Annotated in this window: 17 protein-coding genes; 6 read left to right on the top strand and 11 right to left on the bottom strand. The window is 54.8% G+C overall.

What is annotated here, in order from left to right; translation table 11 throughout:
• Positions 1-10 precede the first annotated feature (10 nt).
• The 4 genes from PGS25_RS11325 to PGS25_RS11310 all read left to right on the top strand — a co-directional run bounded on the left by PGS25_RS11325 (position 11) and on the right by PGS25_RS11310 (position 5,030).
• Positions 11-1,594, top strand: a complete 1,584-nt coding sequence (locus PGS25_RS11325; protein ID WP_270418741.1) for a response regulator transcription factor — start codon at positions 11-13, stop codon at positions 1,592-1,594.
• Between the two features lie 9 nt (positions 1,595-1,603).
• The gene (locus PGS25_RS11320; RefSeq protein ID WP_118481024.1) at positions 1,604-2,422 is read left to right on the top strand and encodes a sensor histidine kinase; all 819 of its coding nucleotides are present in this window, start codon (positions 1,604-1,606) and stop codon (positions 2,420-2,422) included.
• 1 nt (position 2,423) lies between these two features.
• Positions 2,424-3,857, top strand: a complete 1,434-nt coding sequence (locus PGS25_RS11315; protein WP_118761820.1) for a hypothetical protein — start codon at positions 2,424-2,426, stop codon at positions 3,855-3,857.
• A 195-nt stretch (positions 3,858-4,052) separates the two neighbouring features.
• On the top strand, positions 4,053-5,030 hold the full coding sequence (locus PGS25_RS11310) for a TraX family protein (protein ID WP_270418740.1): 978 nt from the start codon (positions 4,053-4,055) through the stop codon (positions 5,028-5,030).
• 248 nt (positions 5,031-5,278) lie between these two features.
• On the opposite strand, the gene PGS25_RS11305 is transcribed toward PGS25_RS11310, so the two are convergent.
• Genes PGS25_RS11305 through PGS25_RS11295 form a run of 3 tightly spaced genes read right to left on the bottom strand, consistent with a single transcriptional unit; the run spans position 5,279 to position 8,337 of the window.
• The gene (locus tag PGS25_RS11305) at positions 5,279-6,772 is read right to left on the bottom strand and encodes an AAA family ATPase (protein WP_270418739.1); all 1,494 of its coding nucleotides are present in this window, start codon (positions 6,770-6,772) and stop codon (positions 5,279-5,281) included.
• A 12-nt stretch (positions 6,773-6,784) separates the two neighbouring features.
• The gene (locus PGS25_RS11300) at positions 6,785-7,585 is read right to left on the bottom strand and encodes a tRNA lysidine(34) synthetase (protein WP_270418738.1); all 801 of its coding nucleotides are present in this window, start codon (positions 7,583-7,585) and stop codon (positions 6,785-6,787) included.
• Positions 7,582-8,337: an SDR family NAD(P)-dependent oxidoreductase gene (locus tag PGS25_RS11295; RefSeq protein ID WP_110435809.1), complete on the bottom strand. Its 756-nt coding sequence runs from the start codon at positions 8,335-8,337 to the stop codon at positions 7,582-7,584. Before PGS25_RS11295 ends, PGS25_RS11300 begins: the two co-directional genes overlap by 4 nt.
• Positions 8,338-8,550: 213 nt before the next feature.
• Between PGS25_RS11295 and rnr the strand changes: the two genes are divergently transcribed.
• Both rnr and aguB read left to right on the top strand, forming a co-directional pair.
• The gene (gene rnr, locus PGS25_RS11290; RefSeq protein ID WP_270418736.1) at positions 8,551-10,821 is read left to right on the top strand and encodes a ribonuclease R; all 2,271 of its coding nucleotides are present in this window, start codon (positions 8,551-8,553) and stop codon (positions 10,819-10,821) included.
• Between the two features lie 183 nt (positions 10,822-11,004).
• Positions 11,005-11,874, top strand: a complete 870-nt coding sequence (gene aguB, locus PGS25_RS11285) for an N-carbamoylputrescine amidase (RefSeq protein WP_110435811.1) — start codon at positions 11,005-11,007, stop codon at positions 11,872-11,874.
• A gap of 71 nt (positions 11,875-11,945) precedes the next feature.
• Here the strand turns inward: aguB and PGS25_RS11280 are convergent, their stop codons facing one another.
• From PGS25_RS11280 to PGS25_RS11245, 8 genes are all read right to left on the bottom strand, one after another.
• Positions 11,946-13,799, bottom strand: coding sequence for a polysaccharide deacetylase family protein (locus tag PGS25_RS11280; RefSeq protein ID WP_270418734.1), 1,854 nt, complete (start codon positions 13,797-13,799; stop codon positions 11,946-11,948).
• An 11-nt stretch (positions 13,800-13,810) separates the two neighbouring features.
• Entirely contained in the window at positions 13,811-15,352 is a 1,542-nt protein-coding gene (locus PGS25_RS11275) for an MBOAT family O-acyltransferase (RefSeq protein WP_270418733.1), read from the bottom strand.
• Positions 15,352-15,579 carry an acyl carrier protein gene (locus PGS25_RS11270; RefSeq protein WP_110435814.1) on the bottom strand — a complete coding sequence of 76 codons (228 nt, stop codon included), beginning with the start codon at positions 15,577-15,579 and terminating at the stop codon, positions 15,352-15,354. The genes PGS25_RS11275 and PGS25_RS11270 overlap by 1 nt, the downstream gene beginning before the upstream one ends.
• A gap of 14 nt (positions 15,580-15,593) precedes the next feature.
• Positions 15,594-16,370, bottom strand: a complete 777-nt coding sequence (locus PGS25_RS11265) for a GNAT family N-acetyltransferase (protein WP_270418731.1) — start codon at positions 16,368-16,370, stop codon at positions 15,594-15,596.
• Positions 16,357-17,877: an amino acid adenylation domain-containing protein gene (locus PGS25_RS11260; RefSeq protein WP_270418729.1), complete on the bottom strand. Its 1,521-nt coding sequence runs from the start codon at positions 17,875-17,877 to the stop codon at positions 16,357-16,359. The genes PGS25_RS11265 and PGS25_RS11260 overlap by 14 nt, the downstream gene beginning before the upstream one ends.
• A gap of 691 nt (positions 17,878-18,568) precedes the next feature.
• Positions 18,569-19,435, bottom strand: a complete 867-nt coding sequence (locus tag PGS25_RS11255) for an aminoglycoside 6-adenylyltransferase AadE (protein ID WP_001255868.1) — start codon at positions 19,433-19,435, stop codon at positions 18,569-18,571.
• A 205-nt stretch (positions 19,436-19,640) separates the two neighbouring features.
• Positions 19,641-20,270, bottom strand: coding sequence for an alpha/beta fold hydrolase (locus PGS25_RS11250; RefSeq protein ID WP_002584987.1), 630 nt, complete (start codon positions 20,268-20,270; stop codon positions 19,641-19,643).
• A gap of 25 nt (positions 20,271-20,295) precedes the next feature.
• Positions 20,296-21,096, bottom strand: a complete 801-nt coding sequence (locus tag PGS25_RS11245) for a helix-turn-helix domain-containing protein (protein WP_270418727.1) — start codon at positions 21,094-21,096, stop codon at positions 20,296-20,298.
• Positions 21,097-21,360: the final 264 nt, after the last annotated feature.

Here is a 21,360-nt window from a genome sequence, read left to right as displayed (position 1 = left end):
GGGAATATGTATGTTAAGGGTCGTACTGGCAGATGATGAAAAAAAGGTCCTGCTGCTGATGCGCAAGCTGATTGACTGGGAAGGTCTTGGCTTTGAGATTGTCGGCATGGCGAGCGACGGTATAAGCGCACTCGATCAAGTGCGCGAAAAGAAGCCGCACTTGCTGGTGACCGATATCCGCATGCCCGGCTGCGACGGCATTGACCTCATTCGGCAGGCAAAGCAGATTCAGCCGGGACTGCATTTTATCATCGTCAGCGGCTACCGCCAGTTTGAATATGCGCAGAATGCGCTCAAATACGGCGTAGAAGGCTATCTGCTTAAGCCGCTCAAGCAGGAGGAAATGGTCGATCTGCTGATCAGTCTCAAGGAGAAGATGGGCGAGGAAGCAGCGATAGAGTACCGCTTGAAAAAGAGCAGCGAGCGCGAGCAGGAGCGCATCATCGACACCCTGATGACTGAGGTGCGCGGCGGTGTACGCACCTCGAGCACCGTGCGCTCGTTTGATCTGGAGCGCGGTCTGCCCGAAGGCGGCAGATACTTTGCGGCTGTTATCAAGCCGAATATTCCGTCTGCGGCAGAAAATCAGGACGGCTTCCGTGCCATGCAAAAGCACGCGCTCGAGATCGTCCGGCAGGAGCTGGGACAAATGGACTGCGGCTTTGTGGCATCGGCACGCCGCGAGGGTATCGTGGCGGCCGTGTATACGCCGGAGTATCAGCCGGTCGAGGTCAAGCGGTGCTTCACCAAGATACGCAAGGAGATCGAAAAGCAGCGCGACCTGTTCTGGGGCATTCGCGCCGCCGTCTGCCTTGGCAGCCGGCAGAGCACCGCAGAAAAGCTGTCCGTTTCGCTGAAGGAGGCGCTTTGGCTGTGCATCGACGGTTTGTGCCACACACCAAACTGGCGGGACGCCGAAGCCGAAACACCGGATTTTTCCCTGCATTATACGCTGGACGGCGCGCAGAAGCGTCGCTTTCAGGAGGCTGCCGCGTGTCTGAACACCGAGCAGTACGCCGAGGAGCTGGAGGACAGCTACCGCGCAGTTATGTCTATGCAGCCGCTCTGGGGACAAATGCTGGAGGACTGGTTCCGGCAGATACTAACTGCGGTGCGCTACGGCTTGCAGCAGGACGGCAGCGCCGATGAGCAGTTCTATCAGCGCATGGAGGACGGACTGTGGCAGTGTACCAACGCACAGGAGCTGCTTCGGCTGCTGCAGGACGGCGTCAGCGGTGAGCTGAACCGCCTGCGCCGGGAGCGCTCTCAGCGCGAAGCGCGTCCCATTACGGACGCAAAGCATTTTATCCAGCAGCATTATCAGGAATCTCTGCGGCTCGAGGACGTCAGCAATGCGGTCGGCTTCAACGCGACCTACTTTTCCGCCATGTTCAAAAAGGAGACCGGACAGAATTTCATGGATTATCTGACTGAGCTGCGCATGAATAAGGCGAAGGAATTGCTGTGCGGCGATGAATGCTCGGTGCAGGACGTTGCCGAACAGGTTGGCTACCGTGACCTGAAATATTTCTCCCGCCTGTTCAAGAAAACCACCGGAATCAGTCCGTCGGACTATAAAAAGCTGTACAGGTAGGTGAAGGGCATGTGGCTGAAAACACAATGGAAGCTGCGTCGGGCGCTGCGCCGTTATCGGCGGGACGGCAATTTGGATGCGGTGCTGCACGAGGATTGGAGCCGCTGCCGCGATATTTTTGCCTTTTTCCACGAGATCGAGGATCGTCTGCACGGCGAGGAGATCACCCGCCTGCGGCAGAAGCAGGCGGAGTATCTGGCGCTGCAAAACCAGATCAATCCGCATTTTCTGTACAATGCGCTTGAGGCGATCCGTTCGGATGCGCTCTTGGCGGATTGCGAGGACATCGCGGAGACGACCGAGGCACTGGCGACTTTTTTTCGCTACACCATCTCCAATGTGCAGGAATATGTCACCTTTTCGGACGAGTTGGACAACGCCGAGAACTATTTCACCATCCAGCGCTGCCGCTTCGGTGACAAGCTGGATATGGAACTGGAAATGGAAAACGAGGATTTGCTTGAGGCGCGTATGCCCAAGCTGATCCTGCAGCCGCTGGTGGAAAACGCCGTCGTGCATGGCCTGGAGGGCAAGATAGGGCAGGGAACCGTACATATTTCGGTGGAAAACAGCGAAAATACGCTGTTCCTGCGCGTCAAGGACGACGGAATCGGTATTTCCGAGGAGCAGGTGGAGCAGCTGAACGAGGAGTTTGCCCATGGCAGCGCGAACGCCGTCAGCCGCAAACGCGGCGGCATTGCGCTGCGTAATGTCAACAGCCGTATACGGCTGATGTTCGGAGAAAATTACGGTCTGCGGATATTCAGCGCGAAGGGAATCGGTACCGAATGCTGCGTTACACTGCCGCTGCTGCTGCAGGAGGAGTGATATGAAGGAAGAACTGATACGCATTGAGCATGGTGTATTCCGCAGCGATACCGGCGAATACCGGTTTGATATCTCGGTTTCCTGTGGCGAGTGCATCGGCGTATATGTGGATGAGTATTTGACCTCCGGTACTGCATATCTGGATCTTTTCAAGGGACGCCTTGCACTGACGGACGGACGCGCCTTCTGCTGCGGCAGCAAGACAGGCGCCGCAGTGATCGAGCACTGGATCCGGCAGAACACCATGCTGGTGGACAAATCCCGCTTTGCGGGCAGGGAGCTGACCATGCGCGATTTTGTGCTGGCGCTTGGCAGAACGACCTCGTACCGGCAGAAGAACCGCAGTGCGGCACGGCTGAAATCGCTTGCCGCGACCGATATGCTGCGGCAGCTTGGGCTGGAGCATTCGTGGGAGACGCGCCTTGCCGACCTTTCGGTGCTGGACTATTACCGGCTTTCGGTGTTTCGCGCATGGTTCACCGGCTGTCGGCTGCTCGTCCTCGATCGGCTGACAGAGGCACTGCGCCGGCAGGATCAGGACCGGCTGATGCAGTGCGTACAGCTTCTGCTCGGGCATGGCATGGCGGTGCTCCTTTTCGATATGGATGAGATGTTCATGTTCCGCTATGCCGGCCGCATTGATGTGATTAAGGAGCGTCGCACCTTTTTCCGGCTGTATCCCGAGGAATACGGCCCGCGCCTGTTTGAGCTGCTCGGTTGGGAGCGTGCCAGCCGTCCGGCATGGATGGAGCGCACAGCGCCCGCAAAGGGCAAGACGGTGCTTTCCGTATTTGAACTGTCCCTGCCGCCACTGCCGCCGCTGTCCTTCGAGGTATGCGCCGGCGAGATCGCCTTTCTGCACGATGAGAATTACAGCACCGGACGCCGTCTGCACGACTGCTTTCTGGGGAATCAGGGCTGGCAGAACGGCATTTTCCGGCTGGACGGCAGAATTTACGACCACAGCGAGCTGAACCGTATCATCGGCACCGAGATCGGCATCCAGATTGAGCAGCCCGATCGACCGGGCGGCGTGCTGTTTGACAACATGACCGCGCTCGACAATCTGTGCACCTGTCTGATCCCTAAGGCAGACAAGCGGCTGATCCGCAAAAAGCTCGTCTCCAGTATTCTGGAGGAGGCGACTCGCTGGTTCCCGCGCGAAATGCTGCTGCGTCCGCTCAGCGCATGGTCACTGCCCGATCGTCTGCGGTTTTCGTATTATCGGTGGTATCTGCTCAATCCCAAGCTGCTGATCTGCTTTTTCCCGTTCGCGGGACAGGAATCGGCGCATCACAAGATGATCATTGATATGCTGGTGCTGTGCGCGCGGCGTGGCATGGCGGTCTGGATCATCTCCTCCGGCATTGACGCCATCTGCGAAAAAACCGATAACGAAGAGTTTCTGCGCCGTCTGCGCTACATCAAGGAATGATGTGTGCAGGCGGCGTTTTTCTTATCCAATCTGCACGACAACCGACCTCCGACTTTGTGGGAATTCCATATTGTGACAATCTGCGGAAACCGATATAATAGAACTGTAAAAGCATAGGAAACAAAGCGGCATTCGATCAGCGTCAATACTCCTCCAGATGCCGCTTTCCGCAACAGTCGGAAAGGAGGGACTGTTATGACCGAACTGATGCTGAAGCTTGCCGCGTTCCTTGCGATGGTGATCGACCATGCGGCGGCGTGCCGTCTGGACAGGGTGTTTTTTCCGGCGTTTAGCAAGGTGTATATGATTTCCAGAGCAATCGGACGCATAGCGTTTCCGATTTATGCCTTCTGTCTGGTCGAAGGATTCCGCCACAGTCATGATCTCCGCCGATACGGCGGGCGTCTGCTGCTGCTCGGGGTCATCTCGCAGCTTCCGTATGCGTTTACGCTCAACCGCGGGTATCTCGAGCCCGCGTTCGGAGAGGTGTTTCCCATTAACCCGAGTCGGGCGTTCCGAAGCTTAAATATTCTGTTTACGCTGTTTATCGGGTTGGTTCTGCTGGTTTTCTTTCGTAAAAAGCCGCTGGCGCGGGTGATTCAGTCCAAAGGGCTTGCGGTGCTCCTGCTCGCCTGCGGCGGCTTCGCGGTCTATACGGCGGAGCCGGAGTTTGACTCGCGCTTCCGCCGGCTGTGCACCGTGCTGCTCCTTGCCTCGGCAATCGCGGTCGCGCTGCTGCACGTTTGGCGAAAGCACCTTGCCCTGCGGGATTGGCTCGCGCGGTTTGCGGTGCTCGTGTTTGCTGTGCTGCTGTTTGAGCGGTATCCGCTTGCGCATCTCCGGTGCAACATCGACTACGGTGTATGGGGAATTTTGCTGATTTTGTGCCTGTCGTATGCCGAGAGCCGATGGAGCCGCGCGCTTGTTGTTTTACTCTGGGGTGCGCTGTTTTATTCCTCGCTCGGTATGCCGGATTGGGGTAAGATCTGCGGCACGGCGGCGGCAGCGCTCCTTCTGCTGCTGTACAACGGCGAGCGCAGCCGGAAACCGCACCCGAAGCTGAACAAAGCCTTTTATGCGGCGTATCCGCTGCACCTCGCGGTGATCTGGGCGATGGTGATTGCAGCGAAAGGTCCGCTGCCGCAGCTCAAGCTGTTGAAGTATTATTTGTAAATCGCAAAAAAACAGACCGACAGAGTGAATGTCGGTCTGTTTTTTGCAGGCTTTAAGCGGAAATTTTGTATTCTGATTTTGGCTTCGGTTCCTTGCGCGAGTTCCGTCCGTGCCTTATCAGTATGCAAAATTTATTCGCAAATCGCTCTTGTTCAATTATACGGTATTGCCTCTACAATTTACCTTCTCTACATACGCCGGAAACCCGGCTGCAGTCTAATGCGCAACCGGGTTTCCGGATAAACTGTTCATGATTCTTCGTTTCTTGCGGATTCAATATCCTGCAGAAGCTGTTTCTGCGTATCATCGAACAGCAGGCGCTTATTATGCGCGAAATACGCATCGCACCCGAAGTTCTGGATAAACCACGAGGTAAACCAGTTCGCGGTCAGTTCGGTAGCGAACAGCACCAGCTCCTGCGAGTCCGGAATGGCGGCATCGAGGAAGGCAAATGCGTTTGCCAGTTCGGCATCGGTCTTGTCTGCGGCGGCCGCGCGTGCGTCCACATCGGTGGAGAAAAGCGCCTTCAGGCGGTCAAACTGCTGCTCCTCGGGTACTTTTTCGAGTGTGAGCGCCTGCCGGTAGGCATCCAGACGCTCCACCTCACGGGAGGCGACATAGAGCGCATCCTTGTCGGACGAGCCGCCGTTTCGCTTGTCTGCAAGCGCGGTACGCTTTTCATCCGGCAGGGAAGCGATGGCCTTTTCGCCTTCTCGGATGGCGAGCAGGTCGGCATGAAGTGCGTCGGTCAGCGCATCCAGACGGTACGCGTCACGGGCACCGTCCGCCAGCCGGCTCAGCAGCAGACCGAGTACGCCCAGCTTTTCGTCAAACGGCGCGTCCCGCAGTTCGGAAGCGCGAACCGGCTCCCAGGTGCCGGAAAGCAGCTCATCCACGCGGTAAACCTGCTTGTATTTGTCATAAAGCTGCAGATAATTCGTAAAGTCACTTGCCACCTGCGGCAGCTGCAAATACTGCTCCACAACCTGACGATCAACCGGAATACCCAGCGACTCGTACACCTGCATCAGCTCGGACAAATCCTCCCAGCCGCGTGCGGTGACAAACTGCAGTCCGTCGGCGGTGGTCTCTACGCGGTAAAAATGCTCGCGCCGAATCTCAAGATAGGACAGGATGGCACCGTGGATGCCGCGTCGGTACGCATACTCCTTCCACACGCCGAAATCCTCTTCGATGTCGATTTTTTTGACGCGGTCGAGTGTTACCACGTCAAATTCCCGCACGGATTTGTTGTATTCCGGCGGATTTCCGGCCGCTACGACCACCCATCCTGCAGGCAGCTGCTGGTTGCCGAAGGTCTTGCACTGCAGAAACTGCAGCATCATCGGCGTGAGTGTCTCGGAAATGCAGTTGATTTCATCGAGGAACAGAATGCCCTCTTTTACGCCCGTGCGTTCCATTTCGCGGTACACCGAAGCGATAATCTCGCTCATCGTGTAGGCGGTGACCGTGCGTTCCTCGCCGCCGAGCACCACCTTATCGATGAACGGCAGACCGAGCGCGGACTGGCGCGTGTGGTGCGTCAGCGTGTAGGAGACAAGACCGACGCCGGTCTCCTCGGCGATCTGCTGCATGATCTGCGTTTTGCCGATGCCCGGAGGACCCATCAGCAGGATTGGCCGCTGCCGAATCGGCGGAATGCGGTACGCGCCGAATTCATCGGTCGTGAGATACGCCTTGAGCGCATTTTTGATTTCGTTTTTTGCTCGTTTGATGTTCATAACTGCGCCTCGTTAGTCAAATTGATCCAGAAAATTATGTTTGCCGTTCGCATCGCGCCAGCCGAGCAGCTTGGCGGTATCGACGTTCTTGACCGCGTTGAAGATATTCGCTTCAATCTGCGGGTTGTTTGCCGCGAGAGACGCGATCAGCTGCTTGATTTCCGCGCGTTTGGTGTCGCTTTCCAGCTTTTTCGCCGGACAGTCGCACGGCAGGAAGGTCAGACTGCAATATTCCGCCCAGTCGAGAACACTCTGCTCGCGCGTGAAATACAGCGGACGGATCAGCTCCATGCCCTCGTAATTCTTGGCCTTGACGCGCGGCAGCATGGCCTGCACCTGACCGCCGTAGATCAGTCCCATCAGCACGGTGCCGATAGCGTCGTCGTAGTGATGACCGAGCGCGATTTTATTGCAGCCGCGCTTGCGTGCTTCGGTATACAGATAGCCGCGCCGCATTTTTGCACACAGGAAGCACGGATGCTCGGCAGAATGCACCCCTGCCACGCGCAGTACATCGGTATCGAAAATTTCGAGCGGAATGTCCAGCCGTTTCGCGTTTTCCTCGAGGTGCTTGCGGCCCTCTGGCGCATAACCCGGGTCCATTGCAAGGAACACGAGGTCAAAATCCATCGTGTGCTGTAAATCCTGCAGCAGCAGTGCCAGCAGCATGGAATCCTTGCCGCCGGAGATGCAGACCGCAACCTTATCGCCCGGTTTAACCAGTTCATATGCCTTTACCGCGTCTACGAACGGCTTGCGCAGTGTACGCACAAATTCACTTTGCAGCGTTCTTTTTATCTCTTTTGCAGTCATTTTGCGCCCTTCTTATGCTGAAAATGATAGGTGATACGGGCAAGAATGCTGTCCGGCGCGAAATGCCGCGCCAGTGTCATGGCCTTCATGGCTGCACCCGGAACGACAACTGCCTTGCCCGCAAACAGGCCGTCAACAGCTTCGCGCGCCACACGTTCTGCCGACAGACCGGAGAGCGAAAACCGCACGCCTGCGACTTTGTTGAACTCGGTGTCCACCGGTCCCGGACAGAGGGCGCACACACGCACCGGAGAACCGGCGCGGCGCAGCTCCTCGCGCAAGGCTTCTGTCAGACGCAGAACATAGTTTTTGGTGGCGTAATAGGTCGCCATCAGCGGTCCCGGCAGAAATCCCGCCGAGGACGATACGTTGAGAATGTAGCCGCGTCCGCGCTGCACAAAATCCCGCACAGCCAGCTTGGTGAGAATGTGTACGGCACGCACGTTGGTGTCGATCATGCGCAGTTCCTCATCCAGATCGGCGGTGACAAACTCGCCGAACAGACCGAACCCCGCGTTGTTGATCACGACCTCCAGCTCCTCGCTTTGTACCGCCTCGTACAGCAGGCGGCATTCCTGCTCGTCCGACACGTCCGCCGCGATGATGCGGCACGGCACCGGAAGCTCTGCCGCCAGTTCGCGCAGGCGTTCCTCTCTGCGGGCGCACAGGATCAGCTCGTAGCCGCGTGCCGCCAGCAGGCGCGCCATTTCGCGTCCCAGTCCAGAGGACGCACCCGTGATGAGTGCTTTCATGCAAATTCCCTCCAAATCACTGTGATAACTTATTATATAGTACCATGCGGACTTGTCCGCGTCAATTCATGTTGTTCGTCACATTCTGTACAAATTTGCGGATGGTGATGGGTTTACTTGGTTTTTGCTTTTCAATAAGATTTGAGAATGGTATAATAACAATGAAATAGTGCATTGATTTTTCGCCAGAAGCCGAAGATTGGAGGGGCGAACATGAAAAATAAAGAAGCAGACACCGAATTGGAATCCAGACTGTTGGAAATCCTGGTGCACCCATGCCGCATTGAGGACATCCGGCGCGAGCTGCCGAATGCAGGCAAAAACAATCTCAAAAACGCGCTGGATGCGCTCATTGCGGACGGCAGGGTGATGAAAAATAAGAAAAACCGCTTTGCGGTCTCCGCGCACTACGGCTGTGCGGCCGGAACCTATCTGGCTACCGAGCGGGCATTCGCGTTTGTCGCGCCGGATTATCCGGAGGGCGAAGCCAAGCCGGATGATCTGTTCATCCCGCCGAATGCGTCCGGCGGTGCGTGGCACGGCGACCGCGTGCTCGTCAAGGTGAGTGAGCGCAAGAACAACCGCGGCCGCAAGGAAGCAACTGTTATTCGCGTGCTGGGACGCGCCGGCAAGGAGCTGACCGGCGAACTCGTGCAGCGCGGCAAGGCATTTTTCGTGCAGCCGACCTCGAAAAAGTATCCGGAGATTGCGGTGGACAAGCATGACCTCGGCGAAGCTGCCGTTGGTGACTGCGTGGCTGTTTCGATCTCGCATTACGGCGATGAGCAGTTTATGCCGCAGGGCGTTGTCCGCGCGGATTTGGGCGAAAGCGGTACGATGGAGGCCGCTATCGCGGCTGTTCTGCACGAAAACGGTGTGTACGATGTATTCCCGAACGAGGTGCTCGAGCAGGCGCTCGCCATTCCGCAGGAGGTCGATATGGGCACCGCCGGCAAGAGGCTTGACCTGCGCGACAAGCTGATCTTTACCATCGACGGCGATGACGCGAAGGACTTTGACGACGCGGTTTCGCTCGAAAAGCTGGAAAACGGACACTATCTGCTCGGCGTACACATCGCGGACGTGAGCCATTACGTCACGCCGGATTCGCCGCTTGACGCCGAGGCGTTCCGCCGCGGCACGTCGGTTTATTTCCCGGGACACGTTGTGCCGATGCTGCCGTTCGCGCTGTCCAACGGCATTTGCTCGCTCAACCCGAAGGTGGACCGTCTGGCGTTCTCCGCGCTGATGGAGGTCGATAAGGACGGCCGCCGGTATGGTGCGAAATTTGCCAAGTCGGTCATCTGCTCCAAGGCCCGCATGACCTACAACAAGGTCAACAAAATCCTCGCGGGTGACAAGGGGCTGCGCGAGGAATACGCCTTTCTGGTCGAGACTGCCGAGACGATGAATAATCTGGCGCACGCGCTGTACAAGCGCCGCATTGAGCGCGGCGCACTCGAGCTGGACATTCCGGAGGCGGAAATCCGCGTGGACGAGAACGGCAAGCCGGTTGAAATCCGGTTCCGTGAACGCGGCGAGAGTGAAAAGCTGATTGAGGAATTCATGCTGCAGGCCAACGAAGCGGTTGCCGAGTATATGTGCAAGCGCGAGCTGCCGACCGTCTACCGTGTGCACGAGAATCCCGATCCGGACAAGCTGCGCGTGTTTGCGTCGTTTGCGCGTCCGTTCGGCTACCGCATCGACCCGTCCAAGCCGGAGGATACGGCGCAGTTCCAGACCGTGCTGCGCGGCGCAAAGAACGACCCGAAGCAGCGCGTGCTGCCGACGCTTCTGCTGCGCTCGCTGGCGCGTGCCCGCTACGCGGACGAGTGCATCGGCCATTACGGCCTGAAGGCGAAGTTTTATCTGCACTTTACCTCGCCAATCCGCCGTTATCCCGATCTGGTGGCACACCGCATGCTGCAGAAGGCGCTGCTCAGTGAAGAATTTACCGCGGCAGACGAAACAATGTGCGAGGAAGCCGCAGACCAGTCCACCAATCGTGAGCAGGCTGCCGACAACTGCGAACGCGACATCGACAAGCTGTATATCGCGTCCTACATGCAGCAGTTTATCGGTGAGGAATTTGACGCGGAGGTTTCCGGCGTGCAGTCGTTCGGCGTGTTCGTTGCGCTGGAAAACGGCTGTGAGGGTCTGATTCGTGCAGAGCTGATGACCGGCGACTTCTACCAGTACGACGAGGAGCACATGGCGATGGTCGGCCGCCACACCGGCAAGCGGTTTACGATCGGCACGCCGATGCGTGTCAAGCTGCTTGCCGCAAGCGACACCACCGGTCAGATCGACTTTGCACCGGCAGACGGCTCGCTTCCGGTTTCGGAAAAGCTGGATCGTCCGCGCCGTGAGGACACCGACCGTGCTCCGAGAGGCAATCGCGCGGAGCGCCGCCGTCACAGCGGCAAGGGACGCGGCGGCAAGCCCGGCAAGGGCAAAAAGCCGCCCACGCGCAAGAGAAGATAAGGCAATACCGCATAATTGAACAAGAGTGATTTGCGAGCAAATTTTGCGTTCTGCTTAGGCGCGGTTTTGCGGTAATACTTTGTGTATTACCGTGAAATCGCAACGACAGCAGAGCACAAAATTTCCGCAAAGCACCGCAGCTTTAATTGTGTGGTGTTGCCGCTATAAAGGAGAGAATCTTTTATGTCCAATAAAGTAACCGTTGCTGCGATTCAGATGACCTATGGTCTGGAAGAAGCCTGCGAAAAGGTCCGCGAAGCGGCATCTCAGGGTGCGCAGATCATTCTGCTGCCCGAACTGTTTGAAAACTGGTATTTCTGTCAGGAAAAAAGCTACGAGAACTACCATTTAGCGACAACACTCGAGGAAAATCCGGCGGTCCGCGAGATGCAGACCATTGCCCGTGATTTCAAGGTCGTCATTCCGGTCAGCTACTACGAGCGGGTCGGTGAGACCACGTTCAACACGGTGGCTGTCATTGACGCGGACGGCACGATCATGGGTCAGTACCGCAAGACCCACATTCCGGATGACCATTTCTATCAGGAAAAGTTCTATTTTACGCCCGGAAATACCGGCTTCAAGGTCTGGGATACGGCTTATGCGAAAATCGGTGTCGGCATCTGCTGGGACCAGTGGTTCCCGGAATCCGCGCGCTGCATGGCGCTGCAGGGCGCCGAGCTGCTGTTCTACCCGACCGCCATCGGTTCCGAGCCGATTCTCGACTGCGATTCCATGCCGCACTGGCGGCGCTGCATGCAGGGTCACGCGGCAGCGAACATTATGCCGCTGATCGCGGCAAACCGCATCGGCACCGAGACCGTCAAGCCGACCGAGGATAACCAGCACCAGTCGTCCTCGCTGACGTTCTACGGCTCGTCCTTTATCGCGGATGAGACCGGCGCGCTTGTCGAGCAGGCTGACCGCGAAAACGCAGGCGTGCTGACGCATACGTTCGATTTGGATGAAATCCGTGAGATGCGTCGTTCGTGGGGTGTCTACCGCGACCGGAGACCGGAAATGTATGGTGCAATGCGCGGCTACGGTTTATAAAATGGAAAATTCCATTCACAAAAAACGCAGACTGAGAATATTCTCAGTCTGCGTTTTCTATATCATAGATATTATTTTGCGAGTTCCGCCAGAAATTCATCCATGTTGGTGTCTTCCGTCATGGTGATGCGGTGCATGCTGTACAGCGTCTGCGGCAGACCCTGCACGACCGCATTCACGCCCGGCTGGGTGGTGAATGTCAGCTCGATGCCCTGGCTGCGCAGCGCATCCATCGTCAGCGTGCCGTATGCACCTTCCGGATAGGACAGCGCGTTGACCTTCTCACCGGTGATCGGCTCGATGGCCTGCTGGCTCTGCTGGATGTCAGCCCTGACAGCGGCTTCGTAGTCCACATCACTTTCGCCGTCCAGCTGCGCGAGTGTTTCCCGAACACGGTCGTTTCCGTCCTCGAACGGCGGCCACTGGTGCATGTCATAGGTGTGGCTCTGGATGGAAATCAGGCCGGAATCCACCATTTCCTGCATCTCAGCCGCGCCGAAGTGCGGTGTCATGGCGTGGTCGGTATCCTTGTAGGTGTCCTTGCCGATGGAAACGCCGATGGCGAAAATGGTTGCCTTCATGTTGTATTCCTTGAGAACAGGGAATGCGTCCGCGTAGTTGCTCAGATAGCCGTCGTCAAACGTGAGAACGATGGGTTTCTCGGGCAGCGGTGTACCATTGTAGACGTAATCGCGCAGTTGCTCGAGCGAAATCGCGTTGCAGCCGGCATCGGAAAGCGCCTGAATCTGTTTGCGGAACGCCTCCGGCGAAATGGTAGCCGAGCCGCTGACCTCCTCGGTCAACTGGTGCCACGTCAGCACCGGAACCCTAACGGCGGTATCGTTGTCCGTGCGCGGTGCAGGACGCTGCGTGAAATAGTCATGTGGCGTGTCAGAGGTCACATAAGTGCCGAAATCCGACGGAATTGCGGTGATGGCAGGCGTAAAGTCGGGATACTCCTTCTCGGCAATGCGGGCTGCCATCATCTCGCCGATGTTGTTGCGGAAGTGCGTGCTGTCGTAGAAGAAGCGCGGCTCACTGCTGACGGACGAGGACGAAAAATCCCAGTAATCGGTCACTTTGGCAAGAGATGCGTAGAAATTCGTGATATCCTCGTCGTAAAAGTTCTTGTAATAGTCGGTGTACACCGGAGCGGTCAGCACAATCAGATTGACGCCGTTTTCCTCGCAAACCTTGCGGATTGCAGCCACCGACTGCATGCAGGCTTCGGTCTTGTACAGGTGCAGCGGCTCGTGGTTGGGATAATCGGTGAATACCGGATAGGCGTTCAGATAATCCGCGGTAGAGCCAATCGGCTCTACATCACGCACGCGCTTGTCATACGCGCCGGTCTGCTCGTCGAATACGTCGAACGACTGCGGCATGAGCGTGTCCTTGCTCTTATTCACCAGCTTCTGATAGCCGTACCGCGGGTCCGCGAGGAGAAACCGCGAGTAATACGACAGCGCGGACATATCCGGGTCGGTTTTGTAGTGCAGGCTGTGGGTCAGCTTGTTGGACTCATCATCGTAGGTCAGTCCGTTGTCCAGATACACATTCAGCACCAGATTTTTGACCGTGTAGTTGTCAATCAGGTAGTTTGCGATCTTTTCGCAGTCCTTCATATCCGCACCGTACATGATGAGGTTGTAGAACTTCGCGTTCAGCATCTCGTTAAACGATTCGGTCGGCAGCGAGCTGGTGGACGAGCAGCCGAGGAAATACGAGTCGTACTCGTCATGGTGCTGCTCAAGATAGGAGATTTTCGCCGCACGCGGGTTGTTGGTCTCGTCATACGAAAACCACTGCATAAACCGGTCGCCGAACGCGCCGAACGGGTCGGTGACGTAGTTGAATCCGGCCAGCAGTGCGGCCAGGATCAGCACGATAACGGGCAGAGAAAGCACCCATTTTTTTGCGTTCATGCTCTGCCTCCTTAAAATTGCTTGTAGATGAACTCGGACGAGATGTATCCGGCACGGAAAATGCCGAACAGCAGCAGGACCACGAGCGAAACGGTCAGCACGGTCAGCTGCATGAGCGCCGGGCGCTCGTTGAGCCACGTCTGCACATCCGTGCCGCGTTCCTCAAAGAACTCCACGCCGTGGACGATGAGAATGCCGACAAAAATGATGATAAAGTCGGAAATACCCAATCCAAGCGTCGGCACAACCGACGTAAACTCACTGAAATGCGGGTGCAGCACGGTCGTGCCGAGCAGCGTGAATACAGTCTTGAGACGCGGTGCGCGGGTGAAATAACGGCCGATAAACACCAGTCCGAACGTGCGGACGGTCATAAAGATGCGCCAGCCGGTCGATTTGTCGTTGATGTGCAGCTTTTCCTTCCACGAAAGGAAGCGGCGCTCCATCAGCAGGGAAGCGGTAATGAGGATACCGTTCCACAGGCCGAACGCAATGTAGCGGAAGTTGGCGCCGTGCCAGATGCCGATGATCAAATACACGATAAACGTAGCGGTCGAGGTGGCACAGATCTTGCCCATCATACCCTTGAAATGCTTGCGCGCCCACTTGCCGAGCTTGCCGAACGGCTTGGAAAACGCCAGAGGATAGAACACATAGTCGCGCATCCACGCACCGAGTGTGATGTGCCAACGGCGCCAGTAGTCGGTGAGCGAGGTGGAAAACAGCGGTCGGCGGAAGTTGAGCGTCATATCGATGCCGAACATGCGCGCGACGCCGCGTGTGATGTCGATGCCGCCGGAAAAATCGCAGTACAGCTGAATGCAGTAAAACAGAATACCGAGCGCAATGACAGCACCGCCGTAGGGACAGTTCTCCATGATGACGTTGTTTACCAGAACAGCCGCGCGGTCGGCGATGACGATTTTTTTGAAGTAACCCCAGAGCGCCAGCTGAATGCCGATCTGCAGGTCGTCCCAGCACAGCTTGCGCTCTGCGGTAAGCTGCGGCGCCAGCTGATCGAAACGGCTGATCGGTCCCTGCACCATCTGCGGGAAGAACGATACGAACAGACCGTAGCGCAGCGGATTGCGCTCGGGCGCATATTTGCCGCGGTACACATCAATGACGTAGCTCATGGACTGGAAAATGAAAAACGACAGACCGAGCGGCACGACAAAATCCCATCGGGGAATGTGATTGCCGAGCGCGGACGGCAGCAGCTCGAGCGTGAAATTCCAGTATTTCATCGCGTAGAGCAAGCCAAAACAGCAGACCGCGCAAATTACCGCGATCTGCCTCTTTTTGTGCTGTATTTGGGTCTTTTGCGCCTTGTCGGCAGGCTTGATGGCGTTATAGCGCCCGAGAATGAGTCCGGTTACCCAGGTCATTCCGGCTACCAGAACCACCCACGCAAACGCCTTGACCGAGCCGGCCATGTAAAACGCCGCACTCGCCAGCAGCAGGATGCACCACTGTGCCTTTTTCGGTACAATATAGTAGAGCAGCACGCTCGCAATGGTAAGTACGATAAACGAAGCGGAAGTAAAAGCCATTAGTCCTGTGCGTTCTCGATCAGTTCAACGATGGCGTCAACCGAGTTGAAGTTCTCCGGCGTCAGGTCGTTGACACCCAGCTGAACGTCAAACTCCTCCATCAGCTCGGAAATAACGGCTACGATGTCGAGGGAATCGATGATGCCGTCGTCGATGATGGCGGTTTCGTTCTCAAAGTCGTTGCCCGGGCAGATCTCATTCAGAATTTCGATAATTTTTTCTCTCATGGTCGATTTCTCCTTTAATTATATTGCAGCACGGCGGAAGTCCATCCGTCGGGCCGGTAGCCGTGTTGTTCGTAAAAATGCTCGGCCGGAGCATTGCCGGTCCGCGCCCATACCTGACTTTTTGCGCCGTCTGTCACACTCAGGTAGGCGGTGAGCAGTTCGCCTGCCAGTCCGCGTCCGCGGCAGTCCGCACGCACGGCAAGGTGCCGAATCTCGGTAGAGACGCGGGAAACCGCAAAATGCAGCACGCCGGAAACGCCCTGTTCGTCCCGGGTGATAACGGTGTGACCGGTTGCGAGGTTTTCACGTAGATCGTCCGCAGTCGGCAGACAGCCGGTGAGAGCGGAGAAGTGCTCACTTAAAAAGTGGGAAACGTCCTCGAAATCCTCCGGCTTTGCCGGAACTGCGGTTGTTTCCGCCGGAAATGCTTCCGGTTTGCGGGTGCGCCGCGTGCGGCGCAGCACCTGACGAAAACCGAGGGAACAGAACTGCTCGGCGGCATTAGCCATGACCTCCGCGTCTTTCGCGCGGCAGGACAGTTCGGTCATAACCGGCCTGTCCGTCTCCGGCAGGGAGAGCACCGCGCCCGGATGCAGGTAGAACGTCATCACAAGGTGGTCGCCGCGTTCGCGGAACAGCAGAAGTGCGCCGTCTGCCTCGTGAATGTACAGTCCGTTTTCGATTTCGCGCGTGTAGTCCTCACCGCGCAGAAAGTTGTTGGTGAGGACACCGCGCTTGAGCTGTGCGTTCAGCAGATCGGAAATCTGTGCGAAATTCTCAATCTTCCGCATGGATAAATTGCTCCTTCAGCTTGACGCGGTCGATCTTGCCGTTGGCATTCATCGGCAGTGCGTCCAGCTTTTCATAGATGTTGGGCAGCATATACTTGGGTACCAGTCTGCGCATGGCACGCGCGAGTGCCGCGGCATCCGGCTCGCCCTCGTAGATGCAGACAATGCGGTCGCGGCTGCGGTCAAACAGGCAGGCTGCGGCGGCGATGCCGTCCACGCTGTGCAGCGCGGTCTCGATCTCGCCAAGCTCGATGCGGTAGCCCATGTGCTTGATCTGTCCGTCCTGCCGCGACAGGAAATACAGCAGACCGTCGTCCTTCTTGACGGCAATATCGCCCGTGCGGTACAGAATATCGCGGAAATACGGGTTTGTCGGGTTCTGGATGAAGCATTCGTTCGTCTTTTCCCAGTTGCCGAAGTAGCCGCTGGCCAGTCCGCTGCCGCGCACGCAGATCTCACCGGCCTCGCCGTCCGGAACGGGCCTGCCGTCCTTGTCGAGCAGCACAATCTGCATGTTGCGGCAGGCTTTGCCGATTGGAATGGCTTCATCGTCGCGGTAGTCGCGGGTGAGGTGGAATGCGGCACAGTCCACGGTGGTCTCGGTCGGTCCGTACATGTTGACAACCTCAAGACCCGGAATCGCGGCCTTCCACGCATTCACATAGCGTGCCTGCAGCGCTTCACCGCCGAGAGCGGCTTTGCACAGCGTGGGCGGTGCACATTTGCTCAGCGCACCCGAGCTTGCCACGAAGTGAAACGCGCTGGTCGCCCAGTTGATGGCGGTCACGCCGACACGCTCCATCTCCTTGAGCAGCAGCATCGGGAAGGTGAACAGCTTTTTCGAGAAAATATGGCAGGTTGCACCGAGCGAAAGGGTCTGGTACAGATCCTTGCACGAAAGATCAAAGTAAAACGGTGCCTGATTGCCGAAAACATCGTTTTCAGTGTAGCCGCAGAACTCGCTCATCCAGTCGGTGAAGTCGATGACCGCACGGTGCGGAATGACGATTCCCTTCGGCGCACCGGTCGAACCCGAGGTGAACAGCAGGTAAACCGGGTCAATATCCAGTACGCTCTCACGGATGGACTGCAGCAGATCTGCGTCAGCCGGTGCTGCAAAGCCCTCGTCCATCGAGATGAGCGGCGCACAGTCGGCAAGCGGCTCAGCCTGCCTGCGGTTGCCCTCAGCGTAGACGATAGCGGCGGGATGAACCTGCTCGAAAATACGGCGGATACGCGCTTCCGGCATGTGGTCGTCGATCGGAACGTAGCAGCCGCCCGCATACAGCACACCCTGCATCGCGGCCACGCTTTCGGCCGTGCGGCCAATCAAAACCGCGACCGGCTTGTGCAGCGTATCGACGGTTCCGGCAAGGTGCGTGCCCAGACCCTGTGCGGCCTTCAGCAGCTCGCCGAAGGTGAACACGCGGTTCTCATCGCAGAACGCAGGCTTGTCCGCGTGCATTCGGGCAGAGGATTCCAAATATTCGAGTACATTTTTTCTCATAGACATACTTCCTCATTATGATAGTCTATTTTATCATAGAGGGCGGAAAAAGTAAACGGAAAACGGCGGTCACGCCGGAGAATCCATCCAGTGTGCGGTTTCATCCATAATTTAGGTCAGTTTACAAGGAACTACACGCAGACCACGAAACGGGGGCTGCTGACAACAAATAAAGGCTGAGTATCAAGCACCGAAAAAGTGCGAGATATTCAGCCTGTTTTGTTGTCCGGGGTTTCCAAAGGGGCTTGCCCCTTGGCACACGACTTTGCTTGCAAAGTGTAGTGTGTTATACGCTCTGTCGGCGTTGCCGTGAAAATGCCGTTGCCGCCGGGGAGGGGCGGCAGGAAAACAGGGCTGTGCTTGTGTGGCGTGGAGCCGCAAGCGCAGGTCTGTTTTCATCAGCAGACAGGGCGTATATGAAAGCCCCCGTCCCTCGTCCTACGCTCCGACTTGTGGACAAAGTGTCCCGAAGTTGTGGCTACACTCCCGGAAAAGTAACAGGACAGCGGGTAACCGTCAAGGCTGAAATGAACGGGTTTACACCCGGCCTTGACCGCCACCCGCCGTCCCACTGAATGGGTGGACAAGGCGGCCAATCCCTCAAAGTGCTTGTCCGCGCTCTTTCTGATTTTGAGGTATTCAGTTTTTCAAAATTGAATAATCAAAATAAATTTTTTCGATTGAAAAAATTTTATTTGTTATCATCTTCAATGCCATATTTTTTCTTTTGCCGAATCACATAATTACTGATTTTTTCATCATATAGTGGATACTGGTAATCCAACTGGCATGCCACTTCTGACGAAACCTCCCGGAACAATGCCATACATTGTTCAAAGGATTCCCACATATGGGGATAGGAATCCATATTATAAGTGGACATAAGTCGTTCCCACAATTCCTCTGGGACATATTGCTTCATAAATTTATAGTTTTTTCCCAAACTGAAATGAAATCCCTGTTTGATACCAATCAGCCAGGAAATCATGCGAAGCAATTCTTTTCGTACTATATCATTCATATGGTCAATAGCAAAAAGAATTTCTTTGCGGCATAAGCCCTTTACTACATATGTTGTAGTATTCCAAAATTCATTACAGCAATCGTCAAACATTCTTTGAGTAGGCTTCTGCAAGTGGTAGTCTATATCCGTTGGTATTGGCGGCTTTACGATACGGTTGTCTTTATCCAACAGTAACTTTACCAGTTTATCCCATGTAAAATACTCGTCTATCAGTTCCAGCGGCAGCAAAGTTAAATCTATCTTAACATCATCAGTAAACAGCATTAAATATGAAAATCCCTTTTCTACAGCTGGAAATAATTCCATATCTTCCGGCTTTTGCAGAATCAACCTTTCACCAAATATATCTAGCCATTTATCATCACTTGTGAAGCTGTCCATATCCGTAACAAAAAAAGTAATATCAAAATCCTGAAAATCATCAGGCGGAATATTTGTATTTGTTCTAGATCCTTCCAAAGTAACCATGCGAATGCGTTTGTCTGTTTTTGCAAAATTCAAAACAATATCATAAACTTCCTTTTCTGATCTCATTTTTATCTCCTCCAATTATTGAAATAGGTGTGAAACCATTTTAGGGCTTTCCCGCCTTGATTACCCTTTAGCAAAGACGGGCGGGACTGTCAACGGCGGCGCATGAAATGCGCCGTTCATCTTGACCATTGACTGGCTCGGCTGGCTTTGCTATTTATTTTCTAAACTTTTATGCTTGTAGTTTTCGAGTTTCTTTCAGAATTGTTTAAGAATTTTTCAAATAGTATTCATTCAATATATCTGCTAAGGCTTTTGGATTTTCTTCATTGACAACATGGCCTGTATTCTCAATAATTTTCAATTCTGCGCTTCTAATACTTTGTGATAAGTAATCCGCTGATTTCATATTTGCACTGTCTTTCTTTCCGCAAAGAATTAAAGTGGGGCACTTAATATTTTTCACCCTATCACTGAAATCTAAATTCTTCATAGTGTCCCCTAAAGCAAATGTGTTCTTTTTATCAAATGCCATAGTTTCAAAAATAGATTTTGGTAAAAATCTGAAAATTATATTTTGAAAACTAAATGCTACTTTCGGGACTTTATATGGCGTTCCGATTAAAACTAATGTTTTCACTTTTTGCGGGAAATCCAAAGCAAAATTCAGAGCCAAAATACCACCTAATGAAAGACCGCATAAATGAATTTGTCCGTCAAATTCGTTACAATATTTTACAAATGAAGAATATAGATTTTCGTAGCTTGCCTCTTTCCCTTCAAGGATGGAGGATAAATTTGGACATACAATATCTTCGTTGTTTGTCATGTATGAAATTGTTTTTTCCCAACTTGTTGCTTTGTGTCCTGAGCCGTGAACAAATATTTTTGTTGCCATAAGTATCTCCTTTGAATTTTATGTTTTATTTTCCTGCCTGCTCAATCATCTTCTTCGCCAACTGCTGGAACAGGTCGGCAGTTTCTTTGTCCATCGGCGCAAGCTGTCCGATCTGTCCGGCTATCATCGCTGTTACATCGTCAATGGAAAGCGGGTTTTGTTTCTGCTCCGCCATAGTGTCCCGCATGGCTTGGAACATAGCGGCGGTCACAGCTTCTCCCGGCTGTTCCCCGTTGTCAATGTCTTTCTTAATGTCCCGCAGGATAGCCAGGAACACATTTTTGATTTTTTCAATCTCCGCTTCATGTTCCCCTATCTTTTGGGCGTTCAAAAGCTGTAAATCCTGCTTCGCTTCTGCCCGGTGTTCCGGGTGTTCTTTCATCAGGTCGGACAGGGAAGCCGTTGCCATCTCGATAAGCTGGTTTCTTGCTGTTATGCCCTTTGCCGCCGTATCCTGAAAATAAATCCGTATCAAATCTATCAGCTTGGGAAAATTCCTGTGTTCCAACAGGCGGTTGAGGATTTGCACATCAACAGCACCCGTCACAAGCCCCCTCACGGCTCCCTCGGACAAGCCTAATTCAGAAATATCGTAGCTTTTACGAACGCTCACGGTAGACAAGCCCAGTATGTAGTCTGTCGATACCTTAAATTCCTTTGCCACACCTATGAGAATATCACTGCTGACCGTTCTTGTTTCGCCGCTGACAATGCGGCTCAACTGGGAAGCGGAAACGCCTATCTTCTCCGCAAGTTCCTTTTGTGTGATGTGGTTCCCGTTGCATAAATCGGAAATCCGCTGTCCGGGCGTTCCGGGTAAAGCCATAGATACGCACCTCCTCCGCATACTTCCATTATACAGAATGATTGCAAAAATGCAATTTCCAAAGTGTAAACTTCATCAAAATGCAATTCTCGCAATATTCCGGGAATTGCATTTTTTTCGTGTAGACTTAGGGTAGTTCATCGATGGACGGCACCTTGAAAACAGAATGACCGTCCGAAAAGGAATACCCCGGCTGGGGAAGCACCGCAAGGAGTCGGACTTCGGGACAAAATGTCCCGAAGTTGCGAGGAGCGTGCCAACGCC

Source organism: Butyricicoccus sp. AM78-15b2TA (assembly GCF_027665985.1).
Lineage (GTDB): Bacteria > Bacillota > Clostridia > Oscillospirales > Butyricicoccaceae > Agathobaculum > Agathobaculum butyriciproducens.
The sequence above is the reverse complement of the archived record's forward strand: the minus strand, read 5'-3'. Positions and strand labels throughout refer to the sequence as shown.